This is a genomic window from Agrobacterium sp. fls2-241-TYG-188a (assembly GCF_030209845.1).
In genome coordinates this window covers 992,398-1,011,299 of record NZ_JARVRD010000002.1, presented here as the reverse complement: position 1 = coordinate 1,011,299, position 18,902 = coordinate 992,398, and the positions used below count along the sequence as shown (strand labels likewise).

Here is an 18,902-nt window from a genome sequence, read left to right as displayed (position 1 = left end):
CGTCACAAATAAAGGCCGCGCGAAACAATCGCACGGCCTTGAACGTCCTAAACCTGAAATACAAAGACGTGTCGCCAGGCTGCGCCCGCGATCAAGCGTCTGGATCGACCGCATCACCGTCGGCTTCGGGTCCGCCATTCTCCAGAAAACGCTCGGCGATAAGACCGGCATTCTGGCGCAGCGCCAGTTCGATCTCGTTGGCAACGGCAGGGTTTTCCTTGAGGAAGGTCTTGGCGTTCTCACGCCCCTGCCCCAGTCGCTGGCTGTTATAGGAGAACCAAGCACCCGACTTTTCGACCAGGCCGGCTTTCACGCCGAGATCCACGAGTTCACCGGTCTTGGAGACACCTTCGCCATACATGATGTCGAATTCGACCTGCTTGAAGGGAGGCGCCATCTTGTTTTTGACGACCTTCACGCGCGTCTGGTTACCAACAACCTCTTCACGGTCCTTAACGGCGCCAATGCGGCGGATATCGAGGCGGACAGAAGCATAGAACTTCAACGCGTTACCACCGGTCGTCACTTCGGGCGAACCGTAGGAAATGCCGATCTTCATACGAATCTGGTTGATGAAGATCACCATCGTTTTCGATTTTGAAATCGAAGCCGTAAGCTTTCTCAGCGCCTGGCTCATCAGACGAGCCTGAAGGCCCGGCAGGCTATCGCCCATCTCGCCTTCGATTTCGGCACGCGGAGTGAGCGCTGCAACCGAGTCGACAACCAGAACGTCAACCGCGCCGGAACGCACGAGCGTATCGGTGATTTCAAGGGCCTGCTCACCCGTATCTGGCTGGGAAATAAGCAGATTGTGCAGATCGACTCCCAGCTTGCGGGCGTAGACTGGATCAAGCGCGTGCTCCGCGTCAACGAAGGCGCAAATGCCACCCTTTTTCTGCGCTTCGGCAATGGTCTGCAAGGCGAGCGTCGTCTTACCGGAGCTTTCCGGTCCATAGATCTCGATGATACGGCCCTTCGGCAGACCACCAATACCAAGTGCGACATCAAGGCTGAGCGAGCCGGTCGAAACGGTCTCTACCTCGACAATACTTTCATTGGAACCGAGCTTCATGATCGATCCCTTGCCGAACGAACGTTCGATCTGGGAAAGCGCCGCTTCCAGTGCCTTGCTTTTATCCACTGCTTTGTCCTCTACAAGACGCAAAGAATTTTGTGCCATCTGTAAACCACCTTTAGGTTATTGAAGCCGCACAGGCAATGAAGCTCTCTGTGTCGATTTTGTACTTTATTTGTTCTCATGCCACAAGCGCCGATCATCATATTGAAAACAAATATGGATAAGTCCTTTGTTCTACTTTTGTTTTTCTTTTTGCGCTGTGGAAAAAGCGCTCCATGAACTAGCGTGCCGTACCGGCGTCCGTGACGAATCGCGCCGCCCCTGAACGGTCAAAAAGAGGAAACTGCAGTGAAGAAGATACTCGTTCTAGGCGGCGCACATCTGGACCGCCGTGGCATGATCGAGAGTGAAACCATCGCCGGTGCCAGCAATCCCGGTTCCTGGATGGAAGAAGCCGGAGGCGGTGGCTTCAATGCGGCACGCAATCTTTCAAGGCTGGGCTTCAGCGTCAGGATCATTGCCCCGCGCGGCGGAGATGCCAATGGCGAAACCGTCGCCGCAGCGGCGAGAGAGGCCGGCGTGGCGGACACGCCTTTTACCTTCCTTGATCGTCGGACGCCGAGCTACACGGCAATTCTGGAGCGGGACGGCAATCTGGTCATCGCCATCGCGGATATGGACCTTTACAAGCTGTTCACGCCGCGTCGACTGCGGGTACGCGCCGTTCGCGAAGCCGTTATGGAAAGCGACATCCTGCTTTGTGACGCAAACCTGCCGCAGGAGACATTGCAGGCAATAGCAACTGCCGCCGTGGCGAACCAAAAGCCTTTGGCGGCGATTGCAATCTCGCCTGCAAAAGTCATTCGTCTGAGGGAAGCTTTGCCTCAAATCGATATTCTTTTCATGAACGAGGCCGAAGCAGGCGCCTTGACCGGCAAAAGAGTGACAGACATTCGCGAATGGCCCGACCACCTGCAAGCACTTGGACTGCGCGGTGGCGTTGTCACCCGTGGTGCCCAACATGTCATTGCATTTTCGCAGCATGAGACGGCTGTGCTCAGACCTCCCATCATTGATAATGTCTGCGACGTAACCGGTGCTGGAGACGCAATGGCGTCCGGCTATCTGGCCGCGATTGCCCAGAGCCGCTTGCCATCTGAGGCATTACGCTGGGGAGCGGCAGCTGCCGCCATAACTGTTCAGTCTTTTAGCGCGACGGCGGCGGAACTGGACATGGATTTGCTCGCAAACATGCTGGCCCTTGTTCCAGACGCCGAAATGTTGTGAAGAGAGCACAAACCTCGAACTGGATGATACGATGACAAAACCGCTGCCCCCGCTTTTACCAATCACCTACTCGGATGAGGTTGCCGCCGCCAAGCAGCGCGGTGCACCAATCGTGGCGCTCGAATCGACAATCATTACTCATGGAATGCCTTACCCCGGCAATATCCATATGGCTGAAAGCGTCGAGCAGATCATCCGGGATCAGGGTGCCGTCCCCGCAACCATCGCCGTCCTTCACGGAAACCTGCACATCGGGCTAGAGAAGAGCCAGCTTGAGGCTTTGGCGCAAACCAAGGATGCGATGAAGGTGTCGCGCGCTGATATCGCTTTTGCGATTGCTGAGAGGCGCACCGGCGCCACAACGGTCGCCGCCACGATGATTGCTGCAGAACATGCAGGCATCAAAGTGTTCGCTACCGGCGGTATCGGCGGCGTGCATCGCGGGGCAGAAGAGAGCTTCGATATCTCCGCAGATTTGACGGAGCTTGCGCGGACTGGCGTCATCGTTGTCTGTGCTGGCGCCAAAGCCATACTCGATATCCCAAAGACGCTTGAGGTTTTGGAAACCAACGGCGTTCCCGTAGTGACGTTCGGCTCGACTGAATTTCCCGCCTTCTGGTCCAGAGCATCTGGCCTCAAGAGCCCTCTCTCACTGAACAGCCCTGCCGCGATTGCGAATTTCCAGTCGACGCGCGAGCAGCTTGGCATCGATGGCGGAATGCTGGTGGCCAATCCTGTTCCCGAGGCCGATGAGATCTCGCGCGAGGAGATGGAGATTTACATCACGCGCGCGCTCTCTTACGCGGAAGAAGACGACATCGCGGGAAAAGCTGTAACGCCCTATCTGCTGGCCAAGATTTTCGAGATCACAGAAGGCCGCAGCCTGGAAACCAACATAGCTCTTGTGCGTAACAATGCACGCCTGGCAGCCGAGATTGCCGTCGCCCTCGGTTGAGCACACAGCGATTAAACGCCCGTTGCTTTTGCATGAAACCACCCCCGAAAATGATCGGCTTTACGGGGGTGGTTCAATTGCTCCGGAAAGTGCGACTCGCCCCCTAAGCGCCAAGCGTCGGTAGAGTCGCGCGACTTCTAGCATGACCGCGACGTATTTTTATTCACAACAAGCAGATATTGCCGCCTAAAAGTGCCCGTCACAAGCAAACGCCCCCGAAAGACAGATCATCTTTCGGGGGCGTTTTGTTGACTTGGATAAATCGGTCTATCAGAACGTTTTCAAGTTACTTCTGAGCCACCGGCTTCACCAACGAGGTGATGCGGCGGATTGTGACGCGCCGGTTTTCCTGCGACGCGCCGAGTGTCTGGACCTTCAGGAAACGTTCGCCGTAGCCCTGCGTCGTCAGGTTTTCAGGCGGAATGCCATAGACGTCGGTCAAGACGTTGGCGACGGATGCGGCGCGCTCATCCGAAAGGACAAGGTTGCTTTCATCATTGCCAACCGCATCGGTGTGGCCTTCGATCAGGAAGGTTTCCGCCGGATTGTTCTCGAGCACCTTATTGATCGCGTCCGCCACCTTGCGCAGCGACTGAGCCTGACTCATCGGAATTTCTGCGCTACCCGTCGTGAAGGTGATGGTATCGAGGTCGATACGACGCACCTTGTCACGGATACGCGCGGAGTAGCGCACTTCATCCATTGTGTAGACACGTTCGACCGGCTCGACTGGCGGCTGTTCCAGGAAGCGATAGTAATCGCGATCCGGATCGGTCGAGGTGTCGATGATGTAGTCCTCAACCGGAATACGCAGGCGCATCGGCGGCAGGTCGAGGCCGGGGTCGCGGTAGACATATTCGCGGTCCGGCTCGTCTACGAGTTCAGGTGCGTAGAACAGGACATACTCGCGGCCGCGTCTGTCGATACGGGACCGCTGGATAACGTCGCCGTAGCGGTTACGAACTGTCACGACCTGCGTACCGTCAGACCGTTCGATTGTTTCGCGGTAACGGTCATCAGGCAGTCGCTCGTAATAGGGCTTTGCACCGTCACGAATAAAGCGGTCGTTATCGTTGCCACGCACGACAACACGATCGCCGAACTGAAGGAACACCCGGTCGCCCATGTCACGGTCGCGCGGACCACCACGTGGCATGTCTCGAGGCTGCCATTCACGCACGCCCTCTGGACGGTCGTAATCCGGACGACGGTCGATGCGCTCACCCTGGATATTGGTGATTGCCTGGATGTTGATCTGCGGTGCTGGCTTGTCACCACGTGCCGCTGCCTGCGCTTCGGCATCTGAAGTCGGAACCTTGAAGTCGCGAACGGCTTCACGTTCCTGACGACGCTGGTCGCGGGACTGCTGGTTACCGCTGCGTTCCGCTTCCTTGTCGCTGTCGAGAACAGCGGCGCCCTTGTCTACCGGCAAGATAACTGTATCGGCGGACTTCGAAGGATCCTTTGCAACGGCCCTTGCCTTGTTCAACTGCTCAGGTGTGGACGCTGGCGCTTCCTGCTGCGGTGTCGCTACCTGGCTTGGAACCGGTTCGCCTGCTGGTGCCTGTCCGGTCGTGGCGCCATCCTGAGGTGCAGGTGTAGGCGATGTTGGAAGAGGCGCTGCTGGCTCACCGTTCTCGGCGCGCGGTGGACGCGGCTGTTCGGAAGGCTGCTGACCCGGTGCAGGGTTAGGCTGTTCCGAGGGACGCGGAGAGCGGCCCGGAGTTGTTGGTTCGGTTGGAACTGGCGCGGTCTTTGCGTCGGGCTCCGGCGCGGCTGGCTTCTTGCCAGGAACGGCTGGCTTTTCAGCGTTGTTCTCACCGGCAGCTGGGGCGGTCTCGGATGCAGGACGGCGCGTTTCACCGTTTCGACGAGGCTGCTCCTGATCGGCTCCCGGCTGCTGCTCGCCCTGTGCACGACGTGGGCGTTCCTGCGCTGGCTCGGACTGCGATTCTGCCGGGGCTGCGCCGGGCTTGGCTGCATCTGGCTGCGCATCGCGACGCGGACGTTCCGGGCGCTGTTCGCTCTCGGCTGCAGGCTGCTGTTCGCGCTGGCGCTTGGGGCGCTCCTGCTGCTGTTCTGGTTGTGCCTCTGCCGGAGCGGCATCTGGTTGTGCTTCGCGACGCGGACGGGCCGGTGCCTCGGGCGCGGCTTCCGGCGCTGCTTCACGGCGTGGACGCTGTTGCTGTTCAGGCTCAGCTTCCGGCTGTGCTTCACGGCGCGGGCGCTGCTGTTCAGGCGCAGCCTCCGGAGCGGCCTCACGACGGGGACGCGGCGCTTCTTCCTGTGGCTTTTCGGCCTTTGGCTCTTCCTTCTGCTGCTCCTGCTGTTGCTTCTTCAAAAGCTCTTCGGCGGAAGGATCAGCCTGCGCAAGCAGCAGCGGTGCGTTCACAGGATCGGCGGCGTTCTGCTGTGACGAGTAGTGCGCCGAGCCCATATTGGACGCAGCCAAAGCGGGCTCAGCCACCATCGCAATCGACATGAGCGGAAAAACCACCCCTGTCAGCAGCTTGTTCTTTTTGAGCATTGTATTTCCTCACCTATCAACGAATTATACTGCTGTACCGCTGTCTCACGGCCATTTTAAACCTTCTGCACATGCGGGCGGTGAACAACGCCTGAGGTGCGGTCTTGTTCCAATCATGACCAAGGCGTTCTGTACCGGAAATGAACAGATCAAGGTCTTTTCGTGAAGCGATTGTGGCGATCATCGCAATGCGAAACGATTAGGGTTGCATTTTCACGACAAGGATAAGACTATCCGCCAAGCGCTGCCGCCAGCGTTACCCAGATAGCGGCGTCGCGAAACATTTACCGCCCGGAAAAAAGAAACAAACCGTGCGGAAGACTCGCCGAAAGAGAGGATCGAAATGCGTATTTCCACCCGTCTGCTTGCTGCTGCATCGATTGCCGCGATGTCGCTTTTCTCCGGTGCCGCCATGGCGCAGGACAAGCTGGTCATTGGCACGGAAGGCGCCTACCCACCCTTCAACGTTCTTGAAGCAGACGGCACCTTGACCGGTTTCGACATCGATATCGCCAAGGCGCTTTGCACTGAGATGAAGGCAGAGTGCACATTCGTCACCAACGACTGGGACGGCATCATACCTGCATTGCAGGCCAAGAAGTTCGACGCCATCGTTGCTTCGATGTCGATCACGCCTGAGCGCCTTGAGAAAGTTGATTTCTCCAAGAAATACTACAACACCCCGCCCGCCATTGCCGTACCGAAAGACTCGCCGATCAAGTCCGTCGAAGAGCTGAAGGGCAAGACCATCGGCGCACAGGGTTCCACCACCCACGCCAACTATGCCGAAAAGCATCTTGCCGATTCCGAGCTCAAGCTTTACCCAACGGCTGACGAGTACAAGCTCGACATCACCAACGGCCGTATCGATGGCGTTATCGACGATATCGTTGTGCTCTCGGAATGGGTCAAATCCGATGCTGGCAGCTGCTGCAAGATCCTGACGCCGATGCCGGTTGACGAGGCCATCAATGGCCAGGGTGCAGGGATTGCCGTTCGTAAGGGCGACAAGGCGCTGGCTGACAAATTGACCGCCGCCATCGCCGCGATTCGCGCAAACGGCGAATACAAGAAGATCAACGACAAGTATTTCGACTTCGACGTTTACGGCAAGTAAGCGATTTGTTTGTTGAATATTGTGGCGGAAGGCTTGCCCTTCCGCCATTTTTGTTTGAGAACAGGGTAATAAAACAATACGAGAAGCGCGGCAAAGTCCGCAGGGGAAATTGGCATGAGCGGAGCACTTTCCGCCATAGGTTCGTTCTGGACCTATCTCACTCATCTCTTGGATCCATTCTGCGGACCGGTCGGCATCTTCTCTCTTTTCGGCAACGGAACACTCGTTGCCTGTGGCGATGCGGGCTGGGGCGATGAAATTGCCTTCGGCGTCAAGATCACAATATCTGTGGCACTTGCGACGCTACCGGTCGGGCTCATCATCGGGTTTCTGATTGCCCTTGCGGCTCAATCCGAAGAAAAATCGCTTCGCCTGGCTGCCGGCATTTACACCACGATTTTCCGGGGTCTTCCGGAACTGCTCACACTCTTCATCGTCTATTACGGCATCCAGATGCTGTTGCAGTCGGCTGGAGGCTATATCGGCATCACCGGCCCCATCGAAATCAATGCCTTCGTGGCCGGGATGATTGCCCTCTCGGTGGTTTTTTCGTCCTATGCGGCGGAAGTTCTGCTTTCAGCATTCCGCGCCATTCCCAAGGGGCAATATGAGGCTGGCGACGCGCTGGGAATGCCACGCAATCGCACGATGGTGCTCATCATCATCCCGCAACTCGTTCGGATTGCCCTGCCGGGAATGACGAACCTCTGGATGATCCTGCTCAAGGATACATCCTATGTGTCCATCATCGGGCTATCAGACATTCTGCGCCAGACCGGCATTGCCGCACGGGTGAGCAAAGAGGCATTCTTTTTCTACGGCATTGCCTGCCTGCTCTATCTGATCCTTGCGCTTATCTCTTCCTTCGGCCTGGGCTTCATCGACCGTTGGTCCCGGCGCTCGGAGGTGCCGCGATGAGCCACGCCGAACACCTCATCCCGCCCCGCCCGGCCCCGCCAGCCCCGGTCAAGTCGCTGTCCCTTTCGAAGGTTATCGGCGTTTCTGTTGCTGGCCTTTGGCTGCTTCTCGCGCTCGGACTTGCCTACAGCATGTTTGCCGGCTGGGACATGGACAAGTTCACGCGCTATGGCCCGCGTTACATCGATGGCCTTATCACCACGATTACGCTGGTAGGAGCGTCCATCTTCATCGGCGCGCTTCTGTCCGCACCTATCGCCTTTGCGCGGATGTCCAGAAATCGTGTCTTGAACACATTGTCCTATGCCTACGTCTATGTATTCCGCAGCACTCCGTTGCTGGCGCAGCTCTTCCTCATCTACTACGGGCTAGGCAGTTTCCGGCCAGAGATGGAAGCCGTCGGTCTCTGGTGGTTCTTCCGGGAGGCATGGTATTGCGGGCTCCTCTCGCTGACGCTCAACACCGCTGCCTATCAAGCGGAGATACTTAGAGGCGCTATCCAGAGTGTGCCGAAAGGCCAGTTGGAGGGTGCGGCGTCGCTCGGTATCTCCAAGCCTGTGACCTTCTTCAAGATCATCCTGCCGCAGGCGCTCATCGTCGCATTGCGTCCCTACGGAAACGAGATCATCCTGATGATCAAAGGGTCGGCTGTCGTATCCATCGTGACTGTCTATGACCTGATGGGTCAGACACGCTACGCGTTCTCGCGCACCTTCGATTATCAGGCTTATCTTTGGGCGGCCATCTTCTACCTTTCGATGGTCGAGATTTTACGCCACACCTGGGCGTATCTCGAAGCCCGCCTCACCCGCCATCTCATTCGCTAAACCGTTGGCAGCACTCACCCAAAAACGCTGCTAACACACTGATTTTATTTTACAAAATTGTGACAACCCGTGTTCTTGTCAAGCTTGGGTTAATCATCTCATGTTCCCATTGCAAGTGATACCTCTCGGTATCGGCGACCACCAACGACGGGAGCAGATGCAATGAACAAAGATATGGAAATGATGATGAAGGGCTACGGCGTGACCACGGCCGAAATTCTGTATCACATGCCCGATCATCCGACGGTCTTGCAGACCTACCTGTGGCAACATTACGATATCGCGCCGGACTTCCCCGAGATGAAGGGCTTTCTCAAGTTCTGGAAGGAAAAGCTGGACGGCCCACTCCACTCCGTTCGATATGTCCACCGCCAGCTGATATCCGCGCAGGAATGGCGTTCGCTCAAAGGAGAGTTCATTCTTCATTGAGTCAAATCAAGCATTGCACCTGAAGGAATTGGCGACTAAGCAGGCGTCAAAACCCTGACGAAGCCCGGAAGCGTGCAATGATGAAGAACCAGAAGGTCGATGAAGAGGCTCTGGCCGAAGCCTATAACCGCGCTCTAGCCTTAGAAAAGGCTGGCGATATCGACGCTGCGGTAAAGGCTTACGAAGAGGTTCTGGCCATTGATCCCGAGGATCATGGCGGCGCTGCGGTTCGCATTGCCGCCATGGGTCGCGGGGAAACGCCACCAAAGGCACCGGACGCCTATGTTGAGACGCTGTTCGACCAGCAGGCGGAAGCCTTCGAGGATATTCTTGTAGAACAGTTGGGCTATGCGGTACCGATGATCGTGCGGCAGCGCCTCCAGGCTCTGGAGTTGGGCTCGTTCAAACGGATGCTCGATCTGGGCTGTGGCACGGGGCTTACAGGCGAGGCCTTGCGCGATATGGCGGCCGACATTACCGGTATCGATCTCTCAGAAAACATGGTCGAAATCGCCCATGAAAAGGATCTCTATGAGACGCTTTACGTAGCAGAGGTCGAGGATTTTCTGGAAGACAATGACGACGAGCCCTTCGATCTGATCACGGCCACGGACGTTCTTCCATATCTCGGCGCCCTGGAGCCGCTCTTCTTCGGAGCAGCTGAAAACATGGTAGAGGGCGGCATCTTTGTGTTTTCATCAGAAACGCTACCGGATGAGGTTCTGGCAGGCCGCGCCTATATGGTCGGCCCCCATCAGCGCTTTGCGCATTCAGAGGCCTATATCCGCGAACGCCTGGCATCCACGGGTTTTGACGTTGTCGAAGTTACCGACATCAATGTCAGAATGCAGGAAGGCCACCCGACGCCTGGTCATCTCGTGATCGCGAAGCTGAACGGCTGATGAAGGCTGTTTGCGCCGCCACCGCGGCGCAGCTGGATTAGGGCTCAAGGCCGGAATGCCGGTGACAAAGTTCTCAATCCTTGAAAGAGCTTCGTCAGCAGTGCTAAGGCGCGCCACCAGCGCGCCTTTTCTGTTTCACTCTTCGCCGGACTTCGGATTATCCAGCAGCATGTAATCAAGCGGCAGTTCGGTCGTGTATTTGATCTGCTCCATCGCGAACACGGAAGACACATCGCGAATTTCGATCTTGGCGATGAGCCGCTTGTAGAAAGCGTCGTAGGCAGCGATATCAGGCACGACGACCCGCAGCAGATAATCCACATCGCCGCTCATGCGGTAGAACTCGACCACTTCAGGAAATTCCGAGACCACTTCGGAGAAGCGCTTCAGCCATTCGATGGAGTGCGACGCGGTTCTGATCGAAACGAAGACGGTGACCTTGGTGTTGACCTTGGCAGCATCCAGAATGGCAACACGGCGACGGATAACGCCGTCCTCTTCCATCTTCTGAATACGCCGCCAGCATGGCGTGGTGGAGAGACCCACCTTCTTTGCCAGATCGGCGACAGCCAAAGTGGAGTCTTCTTGCAGAATACGAAGTATTTTTCGATCGAGGCGGTCCAATCCATTCTCCTCCGGAATTATTTTCCTCTATTTACACTAAAAAAAACTGAAAAAAAGAATTTTGTTTCAGCGCGTCAATCTGTCCACACATCGTCTCAGCACCGGCAACATTTCCTCGCCGAACCATGGATTTTTCTTGAGCCAAGCGCTGTTTCGCCAGCTTGGATGCGGAAGCGGCAGGACCGGAATCCCTTGATTGACAAGGAAATAGTTTCGCCAGTTATGGACGGTTTCGGTCATTGTCTTCATTCTGCCCGCGCCCAGATGCCACGCCTGCGCATATTGCCCAACGGCAAGGACGAGCTCTATCTGCGGCATGGCGTCGAGCACGGTCTCACGCCATTGAGGCGCACATTCGAGCCGCGGCGGCAGGTCAGATCCCTTCGCGTCATAGCCCGGAAAACAGAACCCCATGGGGACAATTGCAAAGCGGTCTGAATCGTAAAATTCGTCACGGCTTACGTCCATCCACTCGCGCAGCCGCTTGCCGGACGCATCATTGAATGGCAACCCGCTTTCATGAACCCTTAAGCCCGGCGCCTGACCGGCAATCAGTATCCGTGCCTTGGTCGAGATAACGGCGACGGGACGCGGTTCATGCGGCAGACGGTCACCCTCGCCCTTCAATGGCACGTCGCGGCAAATTCGACAGCCGCTGATATCGCGACGCAGTGCGGCTATTAATTCGTCATCCTGCTGTGAAGTCCCCGTCATTTCCTGTCTTACCATCCCAGCAAATGACGGACCAGGGAAAGAAACCCTGCAAACGGCGCATCCATCTCCGCAGCCTTGTGCTCACGCCGCCAGTCTCTGGGCTGCATGAAAGGTCCAGACCAGATGCCCGCCCTTTCCGATTGCGCCAGCGCCTGTTCTTCCGAAAACAGGAAATATTCGGTCGTGACGGCAAAACCCGCAGCGACGAGGTCCGCGGCCACATCCCTGCCCTCGACCGAACACCGCACGAGAAGACGTTTATAACGATCGCGCTTGTTGCCGGAGCATTCTACAACATCGCGCTTCAGGAGCGTTGCGAGATAAGCCTTCGCCTCTGCGCCGCAGGGCCATTGCCGCTCGCCACGTCCACAGGTCTGCTGCAATTCCGGAGCATCGACGCCGACCAGACGAAAACGGTCGTCACTGCGGGAAAGCGTATCACCATCCACGGCGTAAAAACGACCTGAAAAACGCTCCTGACCGAGACCATCCAGCTTCGCGGCGATCAATGTGCCCATCATAAGGATAAGCGCGGCGATGATGCCGTCCTTCAATCGGAAGGCTCTGCCTGACTTTCGTCGCATGTAACAACAAATCCTTGTTATAGATGGCAAACAAATCCTTTCACATCAGCATCTTCTTAAGATTTTGCCACTAGGCTGCAAGTCTTTAGATGAAATGCGTTGTGTCATGAGTAAGAACGCCAGCACCACTGCCGACAAGAATATCGTCGACCGGTCCCGGACGCGACGCAACAAGGCTGTGTTCGATACGGTCAAATCGACCCGTGAGCGACTTCAGTATGGCCCGATCAGCGTCAATGCATTCGAGCGCGACATGCTCCAGATGCACATTGCAGAAACACTGCAAAGCGCCACGATCATGCCGCTGTTCATCGTGCTCGCCACTGGCGTTGGCATTTACATCAGCCGAGATCCGCAAATCCTGGGCTGGTCGCTTCTGGCGCTGACGATCCACGCAATTTCTTTGCTGTTTGCCCGTCGTGCATCGCGACAGGAACTCACGCCCGCAAATCTAGCAGGCTGGAACAACATCTTCCTGGGCACGCAGATCGTCATAGGGCTGGTCTGGGTTCTGTTTGCCATTCAGAAGATAGAGCCGGGCGACGCATCGCTCATCATGTTCTACAAGGGCGCTACGCTGCTGATTGCGCTTTCCATCACCGCATCGTCTAACGTTTTGTTGCGGCGTGCGACGCTGATGACCTTTCTGCCTGTTCTGGTCGCGCTCGGCGTAACGGCGGTGTTTTCTCGCAATCCGTTGGATATCGGTCTGGCCTTGATGTTCTCGTTGGCCATGCTGTTCTGCAACCATGTGACCAAACGCCTCTATCAATCCAGCATCAAGCTTCTCTCCTTCCAATCGGAAAAGGACGACCTGATTGCCGAACTGGAAGTCGCCAAGTCCATGTCAGACGAGGCGCGTAGACGGGCGGAAGAAGCCAATATGGCCAAATCCCGCTTTCTGGCCTCCATGTCGCACGAACTTCGGACACCACTAAACGCTATCCTGGGCTTTTCCGAAGTCATGGCGTCTGAGGTTCTGGGGCCGCTCAACAATCCGCTCTACAAGGAATATTCCGGCGACATTCATCGCTCCGGCCAGCATCTTCTCGATCTCATCAACGAGATTCTGGATCTTTCGCGCATTGAAGCAGGCCGCTACGACCTCCATGAAGAAGCAATAGCGCTTCTTGAAATCGCAGAAGATTGCGTGGGCATGATCCAGTTGCGCGCGCGCGCCAAGAATATCCGCATTTCGCAGCAATTCGAGACCAGCCTTCCGCAGGTCTGGGCAGATGAAAAATCCATCCGCCAGGTCGTCCTTAACCTGCTGTCCAACGCAGTGAAGTTCACCCCCCAGGGCGGCGAAATCACCATCAAGGCGGGCTGGACCGCAGGTGGTGGACAATATGTGTCCATCAAGGACAATGGCCCCGGCATTCCCGAGGAAGAAATCCCGATCGTTCTATCCGCCTTCGGTCAGGGCTCAATTGCGATAAAGAGTGCGGAACAGGGCACCGGCCTGGGTCTGCCAATCGTTCAGGCAATTCTGGCCAAGCATGATGGTCAGTTCGTTTTGAAGTCGAGACTGCGTGAAGGCACGGAAGTCATCGCCATTCTGCCCGCAAAGCGCGTTCTGCAAAGCATTCCCGCAGTCGAGGATGTTACACTCGTACAGCCGCGCAAACGCTCATTTGCTTAAAGCGTTACGGGCGCTTACAGCGTTACGGGTGAAAAGAACAACGTGCTGACAAGCGAGAACAGCACGAAGCCGCCATTGGCGAGCAGCAGACAGAAAACCGCGAACGAGCCGAGATCCTTTGCGTTGCGTGCGGCGGAAGAAAACTCCGGCGAAACGCGATCTACAATTTCTTCGATCGCGGTGTTCAGCGCCTCGACGGAAAACAGCAGAAGCATCAGCACCGAAAAGATCAGATAATGCGCCAGTGGCGCTCCGATCACGCCCAGCAGTACCAGCCCGGCGCCGAATGCCAGCACCTCGTGACGAAATGCGGCTTCCTTCCACAAACGCGCCAGCCCCTGCGCGGAGTAGCGCGCAGCAGCAAAGAGATGCCGAAAACCGGTTTCCTTGCGGAAAGCCGGCTCTGGTGAAGGCGTGAATGGAGCGTTATCCATGGCCGGGTCAGTTATCTCGGCGAGTATCGACACCCGCCATTTCAAATGTCGCCATGCCAGAATGGCACGCGGCGGCAGATTTGACGATAGCTGCGGCAAGCGCGGCACCTGTGCCTTCGCCAAGTCGCATGCCCAAGGCCAGCAACGGGGTCTTGCCCAGCTTTTCGACTGCGGCCAGATGGCCAGGCTCGCCGGAAACATGGCCGATGAGGCAGTGGTCGAGCGCAGCCGGGTTCGCAGCCTTGAGCAAGGCCGCCGCAGCGGTAGCGACATAACCATCGATCAGGACCGGAATCTTTTCAACGCGTGCAGCAAGAATGGCCCCTGCCATAGCCGCGATCTCACGACCACCAAGACGCCGCATGATTTCCAGCGGGTCGGAAAGGTGGTCCTTGTGGAATTCCACAGCCGCCTTCACCGCTGCAATCTTGCGGGCCATAACCTCGCCTTCAGAGCCCGTGCCCGGGCCGGTCCACTGCTCGGCGCTGCCGCCATACAGAGCAAGATTGATCGCAGCCGCAATCGTGGTGTTGCCGATGCCCATTTCGCCGATGCAAAGAAGGTCTGTGCCACCCGCAATCGCTTCCATGCCGAACGCCATGGTGGCTGCACAATCGCGCTCGGAAAGGGCCGGCTCGCACGTGATGTCGCCGGTTGGATAGTCCAGTGCGAGATCGAATATCTTGAGCCCAAGGTCATTTGCCACGCAGATCTGGTTGATCGCGGCACCGCCAGCGGCAAAATTTTCCACCATCTGCTGCGTCACGGAAGACGGATAGGGCGTGACACCATGACGGGTCACGCCATGATTGCCAGCAAAGATCGCCACGAGCGGACGGTTGACTGCGGGTGCACGCCCCGTCCAGGCCGCCAGCCACATGGCGATTTCCTCAAGACGTCCGAGCGATCCAGCAGGCTTTGTCAGTTGCGCATTGCGCTCCTTGGCAGCCACGAGAGCGTGCGTATCCGGTCCCGGCAGGTCTCGAAGCAGCGTACGAAAATCATCAAAGGGCAATCCGCTCATGCTCATGATATCGGTCTTTCTGGTCGCGCCGGACGCTTGTGTTTTCCAGCAAATCGGGGTTTGTTGCGCCTCTCATAATCGGGGACGCGAAGAGGAACAACCTCAAATACGACATGCGCCGCCTCAACTGTTGGAGATGCGATTGCGGGCCGGTGAATTTCTGAACGATGCGATGCGTTCCGTGAGCTTTCTCAGCCGCATTCCGGTGCATGATATCTTCTTTGAAGGACCGCAGCGAAGCATAGCAGAGACTGCCGGGGCATTTCCCTTGGCTGGTCTCTTCATCACCCTGCCAATTGCCATTCTCGCCTCCTGCCTTGCCTCGACCGGTGCCGATGCGCTCGTCATTTCCGTCATCGTGCTGGTGGTGGCGACCCTTGTGACGGGCGCCTTGCATGAAGACGGCCTTGCCGACACGGCAGATGGCTTCGGCGGCGGTCACGACAAGGCGAGAGCCCTCGCAATCATGAAGGACAGCCGCATCGGCACCTATGGTGCCATGGCCCTCATTTCGTCCTTTGTCATCAGAGCGGCGTGTCTGGCTGCCCTTGTCCGAGAGGCCTCGGCGCTTTCCGTGGCAGCGATTCTGCTAGCAACAGCCTGCGTGAGCCGCGCTTTGATGGTGTGGCACTGGCAATCTCTGCCGCCGGCAAAGGAGGCAGGCATTGCGGTTGCTGCAGGACGGCCCGGCAAGGCGGAGGCCAAAATCGCCCTCGCCTTCGGTTTCGCTGCCGCAATCCTGATTGCCCTGCCCTTTATCTCCCTCAAAGCTTGTGTAGCCGCTCTTGCCGCATCAATTGCTGCGACCTACCTTTTCAGCCGGTTCTGCAAACGCAAGATCGATGGTCATACCGGTGATACAATTGGCGCAACGCAGCAGATCACAGAGATCGTGATGCTGGCCTCACTTGCTCTCTTTGCCTGAAGGTCAGATATAGGTTTGATGGAAACGCCTTGTATAAATATCTGCTCGCTCGATCCCGTTGATGGGCTCTGTGATGGTTGCTACCGCACGATAGAGGAAATCATGGCCTGGTCAGGTTACAGCAGCCAGCAGCGCCGCCGGATCATGGACGACCTTACTCAGCGATCCGCAGCGCGAGACACAATGAGTGGCGAGGAGACCGTTTGCGCATGAACAGGCTGACCTTCGTTTTTCTTTTGATGGGAATAGGCCTGGCCTTGCTCATCTTCAACCACGAAAGCGGCCAGACATTCGGCATCAACAATGATCAATTCGGAGAAGCGGTCTATCTGCTTCCCATCGCGGCCCTTCTCTCTGTCGGTATATTGGCAGGTAACCGCGGAGGCTTGGCGACAGTCATACGCCAGCTTGCCATCTGGCTCGTCATCATCCTCGGCCTCGTCTCAGCCTATCTGTATCGCTATGATTTCCAACGTTTTGGTGAAACGCTTCTGGCGGGGCTGATACCGGGTCGTGCGGTCGTTGTCACGGCGCAGGACGGCACGCAGGAAGTCATTCTCAACAAGTCCATGAGCGGGCATTTCCAAACCGATGCCCTGGTCAATGGAGTACCAGTTCACATGCTGGTCGACACCGGCGCGAGTTCCGTCGTTCTCTCAAAAAGCGATGCCGAAGCCGTGGGCATCGACGTGAACAATCTGGCCTATACGGTTTCCGTCATGACAGCCAATGGCCGCACGTCCGTCGCGCCCGTTCGCCTGTCAGAAATTGCCATTGGTCCAATCGTCAGGCGCAACGTTTCAGCGCTGGTCGCGCAAGACGGACAGCTTGAGCAGAGTTTGCTGGGGATGACATTCCTGTCCACCCTCGGCTCGCTTCAGATGCAGACGGACAAGTTGACACTGCGCAATCAATAAAGACAGCGCCCCGTTGCAGACGTGCCAGCTTCAGGACGTCGCTAGATCTCGTTGAATTGCTTGGCGCGAGGTCCCGACAAAATGACTTCCCAGGCGGCCTTGTGGTCGAATTTCTGACGCGCGAGAAATGTATAGCCCGTTTGATCCCACGGTTTGATCGTGCTTGTCAGGCTGTCGAGAACGAAATCCCCCCCGGACAGGCGAACCAATAGCACGGCGTGATTATTGCCGCCGCCATCCAGCACGACCGAGACGGCCATCTTGCTCGCTTGAAATCCGGCATCCAGCAGCGCCTTGGTTTTGGCCATTGCATAGTCTTCGCAATCGCCTCGCCCGCCTTCTGGCATCGACCAGTAATTGCTTCGACCATAAACGGCACTGTCTTCTGCCGGACGAATTGAGGAATTGACCTTGCGGTTAACCCGCGAGAGCAACTCCAACGCCTTGTCATCGCTCATGGTTGCGCCGCCTCTGGAGGAGCACAACCAGCTGTAACGCTGACAGGCCGATGAGAAGCCTTCTGGCGCCGAAATGGCGCGCGTTGCTTGAAGTTGCCCCGCAAATGCAGGCGCATTTAAGCTTGATGCGCCAATCAACGCGCAAGCCAGAACAGAAATCTTTTTGATCATGCCACGTCCTTCAATATTGCCTGAAATGACGGGGACTCCACAGGTGTCCCGCTCGCTTATGAAACTAGGCATTACACTGAAGGTGGACCAAACTACGCCAAAGCCGAAGCCGACGCTGAAACCAACAACACCTTTGAACGCGCCTTGCGCCACCCAATTGCATGATTAGCCCAAAATTTCAAAATAAAATTAACGTAGCCCATTGAGACGCATTCAACACAGACGAACCGACGCGCCGGCCCGCTTTCGATTTGCCGAATCTGGAAAGACAGAAAAACGAGTAAATACTCCAAACAACCGATGTAAAATTGCAGAAATTACTAGCAAATACTGCTTACCTATTTCGTACTAGCCCATAACAGTGACAGTATATATGATATATTGCGGGTTATTTTTAAGTAACATAACCTTTTATCGTGACGTTTTTTGCGATCACTTTAGGAGGACTATCATGAGCAGTAAGATAACAACTGTGTTTTCGTGTATTGCAATCTTGCTGTCCAGCACTGCACTGGTGGGAGCGCAAACACGTGTGCAACGCTGTGACCGGGCCAAACCTGGCACCCTGGAATATGCTCTCTGCAAGCCAACAGCCACGATCCAGACCGTGACCGGCAGGCAGGGAGACAGCGACAGGAATGACAGAGGCTCACGGTCCGGCAGGAGCGGCGGAAGCGGCACCTCGGGCAGCGGCGGTCAAAATCAGGGCGGGGGAAATAACGGCGGAGGCGGCGGTGGCGGCGATAACGGCGGCGGCAGCAATGGCGGCGGCGGCGGCAATGGCGGCGGCGGCAATGGCGGCGGCGGCGGCGGCGGCGGCGGTGGCGGCGGCGGCAATGGCGACGGTGGCGGCGGCGGCGGTGGCAACGGCAACGGTGGCGGCAACGGTAACGGTAACGGCGGCGGCAACGGTGGCGGCAACGGCAACGGTGGCGGCAACGGCAATGGCGGCGGCAACGGCAATGGCGGCGGCAACGGCAATGGCGGCGGCAACGGTAACGGTGGCGGCAACGGTAACGGTGGCGGCAACGGTAACGGTGGCGGCAACGGCAATGGCGGCGGCGGTCACGGCAGCGGTGGCGGTCATGGCAATGGCGGAGGTCACGGCGGCAGCGGCGGTGGTCACGGCTCCGGCGGCGGAGGTGGGCACGGCGGTCACGGCGGCGGCGGCAATGGCTCCGGCGACGACGGCGGACACGGTGGCGGCCATGGCAATGGCGGGAACGGGAACGGGAACGGGAACGGGAACGGGAACGGGAACGGGAACGGGAACTAACAGCGGCGCGATTGATATCAAGTTGTTTTTTCAACTTTTTTCAGCAAAGCAGCCGTGGCAGAACAGAATGGCATTTTGCCATTGCTGATAGAC

The 18,902-nt window shown here is 57.1% G+C and carries 20 protein-coding genes; 11 read left to right on the top strand and 9 right to left on the bottom strand.

Annotation, left to right across the window (positions count from 1 at the left end):
- Nucleotides 1-91 precede the first annotated feature (91 nt).
- Complete coding sequence (gene recA, locus QRN85_RS11655) at nt 92-1,180, bottom strand: recombinase RecA (RefSeq protein WP_062589844.1); 1,089 nt, start codon at nt 1,178-1,180, stop codon at nt 92-94.
- 246 nt (nt 1,181-1,426) lie between these two features.
- On the opposite strand from recA, the gene QRN85_RS11650 reads away from it, so the two are divergent.
- The gene (locus tag QRN85_RS11650; protein WP_284758140.1) at nt 1,427-2,365 is read left to right on the top strand and encodes a carbohydrate kinase family protein; all 939 of its coding nucleotides are present in this window, start codon (nt 1,427-1,429) and stop codon (nt 2,363-2,365) included.
- Between the two features lie 31 nt (nt 2,366-2,396).
- The gene (locus QRN85_RS11645) at nt 2,397-3,320 is read left to right on the top strand and encodes a pseudouridine-5'-phosphate glycosidase (RefSeq protein WP_112963437.1); all 924 of its coding nucleotides are present in this window, start codon (nt 2,397-2,399) and stop codon (nt 3,318-3,320) included.
- 286 nt (nt 3,321-3,606) lie between these two features.
- On the opposite strand, the gene QRN85_RS11640 is transcribed toward QRN85_RS11645, so the two are convergent.
- Nucleotides 3,607-5,847, bottom strand: a complete 2,241-nt coding sequence (locus QRN85_RS11640; protein WP_284758137.1) for an OmpA family protein — start codon at nt 5,845-5,847, stop codon at nt 3,607-3,609.
- A 343-nt stretch (nt 5,848-6,190) separates the two neighbouring features.
- Between QRN85_RS11640 and QRN85_RS11635 the strand changes: the two genes are divergently transcribed.
- From QRN85_RS11635 to QRN85_RS11615, 5 genes are all read left to right on the top strand, one after another.
- On the top strand, nt 6,191-6,964 hold the full coding sequence (locus QRN85_RS11635) for an ABC transporter substrate-binding protein (protein ID WP_062589847.1): 774 nt from the start codon (nt 6,191-6,193) through the stop codon (nt 6,962-6,964).
- 114 nt (nt 6,965-7,078) lie between these two features.
- On the top strand, nt 7,079-7,882 hold the full coding sequence (locus QRN85_RS11630; protein WP_112963434.1) for an ABC transporter permease: 804 nt from the start codon (nt 7,079-7,081) through the stop codon (nt 7,880-7,882).
- On the top strand, nt 7,879-8,709 hold the full coding sequence (locus QRN85_RS11625; protein ID WP_284758134.1) for an ABC transporter permease: 831 nt from the start codon (nt 7,879-7,881) through the stop codon (nt 8,707-8,709). The genes QRN85_RS11630 and QRN85_RS11625 overlap by 4 nt, the downstream gene beginning before the upstream one ends.
- A gap of 162 nt (nt 8,710-8,871) precedes the next feature.
- A complete protein-coding gene (locus QRN85_RS11620; RefSeq protein ID WP_112963432.1) occupies nt 8,872-9,138 on the top strand; it encodes an usg protein in 267 nt (88 codons plus the stop codon).
- Nucleotides 9,139-9,215: 77 nt separating this feature from the next.
- A complete protein-coding gene (locus QRN85_RS11615; protein WP_113093221.1) occupies nt 9,216-10,040 on the top strand; it encodes a class I SAM-dependent methyltransferase in 825 nt (274 codons plus the stop codon).
- A gap of 135 nt (nt 10,041-10,175) precedes the next feature.
- On the opposite strand, the gene QRN85_RS11610 is transcribed toward QRN85_RS11615, so the two are convergent.
- The 3 genes from QRN85_RS11610 to QRN85_RS11600 all read right to left on the bottom strand — a co-directional run bounded on the left by QRN85_RS11610 (nt 10,176) and on the right by QRN85_RS11600 (nt 11,962).
- The gene (locus tag QRN85_RS11610) at nt 10,176-10,664 is read right to left on the bottom strand and encodes an Lrp/AsnC family transcriptional regulator (protein ID WP_062589852.1); all 489 of its coding nucleotides are present in this window, start codon (nt 10,662-10,664) and stop codon (nt 10,176-10,178) included.
- A 66-nt stretch (nt 10,665-10,730) separates the two neighbouring features.
- The gene (locus QRN85_RS11605) at nt 10,731-11,378 is read right to left on the bottom strand and encodes a uracil-DNA glycosylase family protein (RefSeq protein ID WP_284758128.1); all 648 of its coding nucleotides are present in this window, start codon (nt 11,376-11,378) and stop codon (nt 10,731-10,733) included.
- Nucleotides 11,379-11,386: 8 nt separating this feature from the next.
- Nucleotides 11,387-11,962, bottom strand: a complete 576-nt coding sequence (locus QRN85_RS11600) for a thermonuclease family protein (protein WP_284758127.1) — start codon at nt 11,960-11,962, stop codon at nt 11,387-11,389.
- 106 nt (nt 11,963-12,068) lie between these two features.
- On the opposite strand from QRN85_RS11600, the gene QRN85_RS11595 reads away from it, so the two are divergent.
- Complete coding sequence (locus QRN85_RS11595; RefSeq protein WP_062589854.1) at nt 12,069-13,604, top strand: sensor histidine kinase; 1,536 nt, start codon at nt 12,069-12,071, stop codon at nt 13,602-13,604.
- A 14-nt stretch (nt 13,605-13,618) separates the two neighbouring features.
- Here the strand turns inward: QRN85_RS11595 and QRN85_RS11590 are convergent, their stop codons facing one another.
- Nucleotides 13,619-14,038 (bottom strand): diacylglycerol kinase, encoded by a 420-nt coding sequence (locus tag QRN85_RS11590; RefSeq protein WP_284758126.1) that lies wholly within the window; start codon nt 14,036-14,038, stop codon nt 13,619-13,621.
- A gap of 7 nt (nt 14,039-14,045) precedes the next feature.
- Nucleotides 14,046-15,068, bottom strand: coding sequence for a nicotinate-nucleotide--dimethylbenzimidazole phosphoribosyltransferase (gene cobT / locus QRN85_RS11585; protein WP_112963428.1), 1,023 nt, complete (start codon nt 15,066-15,068; stop codon nt 14,046-14,048).
- A 136-nt stretch (nt 15,069-15,204) separates the two neighbouring features.
- Here cobT and cobS point away from each other — a divergent pair, with 136 nt between their 5' ends.
- From cobS to QRN85_RS11570, 3 genes are read left to right on the top strand one after another with little or no spacing between them, the layout of a single operon-like run.
- Complete coding sequence (gene cobS / locus QRN85_RS11580; protein ID WP_502870764.1) at nt 15,205-15,987, top strand: adenosylcobinamide-GDP ribazoletransferase; 783 nt, start codon at nt 15,205-15,207, stop codon at nt 15,985-15,987.
- An 18-nt stretch (nt 15,988-16,005) separates the two neighbouring features.
- Nucleotides 16,006-16,200, top strand: a complete 195-nt coding sequence (locus QRN85_RS11575; protein ID WP_113098585.1) for a DUF1289 domain-containing protein — start codon at nt 16,006-16,008, stop codon at nt 16,198-16,200.
- On the top strand, nt 16,197-16,904 hold the full coding sequence (locus QRN85_RS11570) for a retropepsin-like aspartic protease family protein (RefSeq protein WP_284758123.1): 708 nt from the start codon (nt 16,197-16,199) through the stop codon (nt 16,902-16,904). Before QRN85_RS11575 ends, QRN85_RS11570 begins: the two co-directional genes overlap by 4 nt.
- A gap of 41 nt (nt 16,905-16,945) precedes the next feature.
- Here the strand turns inward: QRN85_RS11570 and QRN85_RS11565 are convergent, their stop codons facing one another.
- On the bottom strand, nt 16,946-17,686 hold the full coding sequence (locus QRN85_RS11565) for a transglutaminase-like cysteine peptidase (protein ID WP_284758121.1): 741 nt from the start codon (nt 17,684-17,686) through the stop codon (nt 16,946-16,948).
- A 496-nt stretch (nt 17,687-18,182) separates the two neighbouring features.
- Nucleotides 18,183-18,830: a hypothetical protein gene (locus QRN85_RS11560; protein WP_284758119.1), complete on the bottom strand. Its 648-nt coding sequence runs from the start codon at nt 18,828-18,830 to the stop codon at nt 18,183-18,185.
- Between the last annotated feature and the right edge of the window lie 72 nt (nt 18,831-18,902).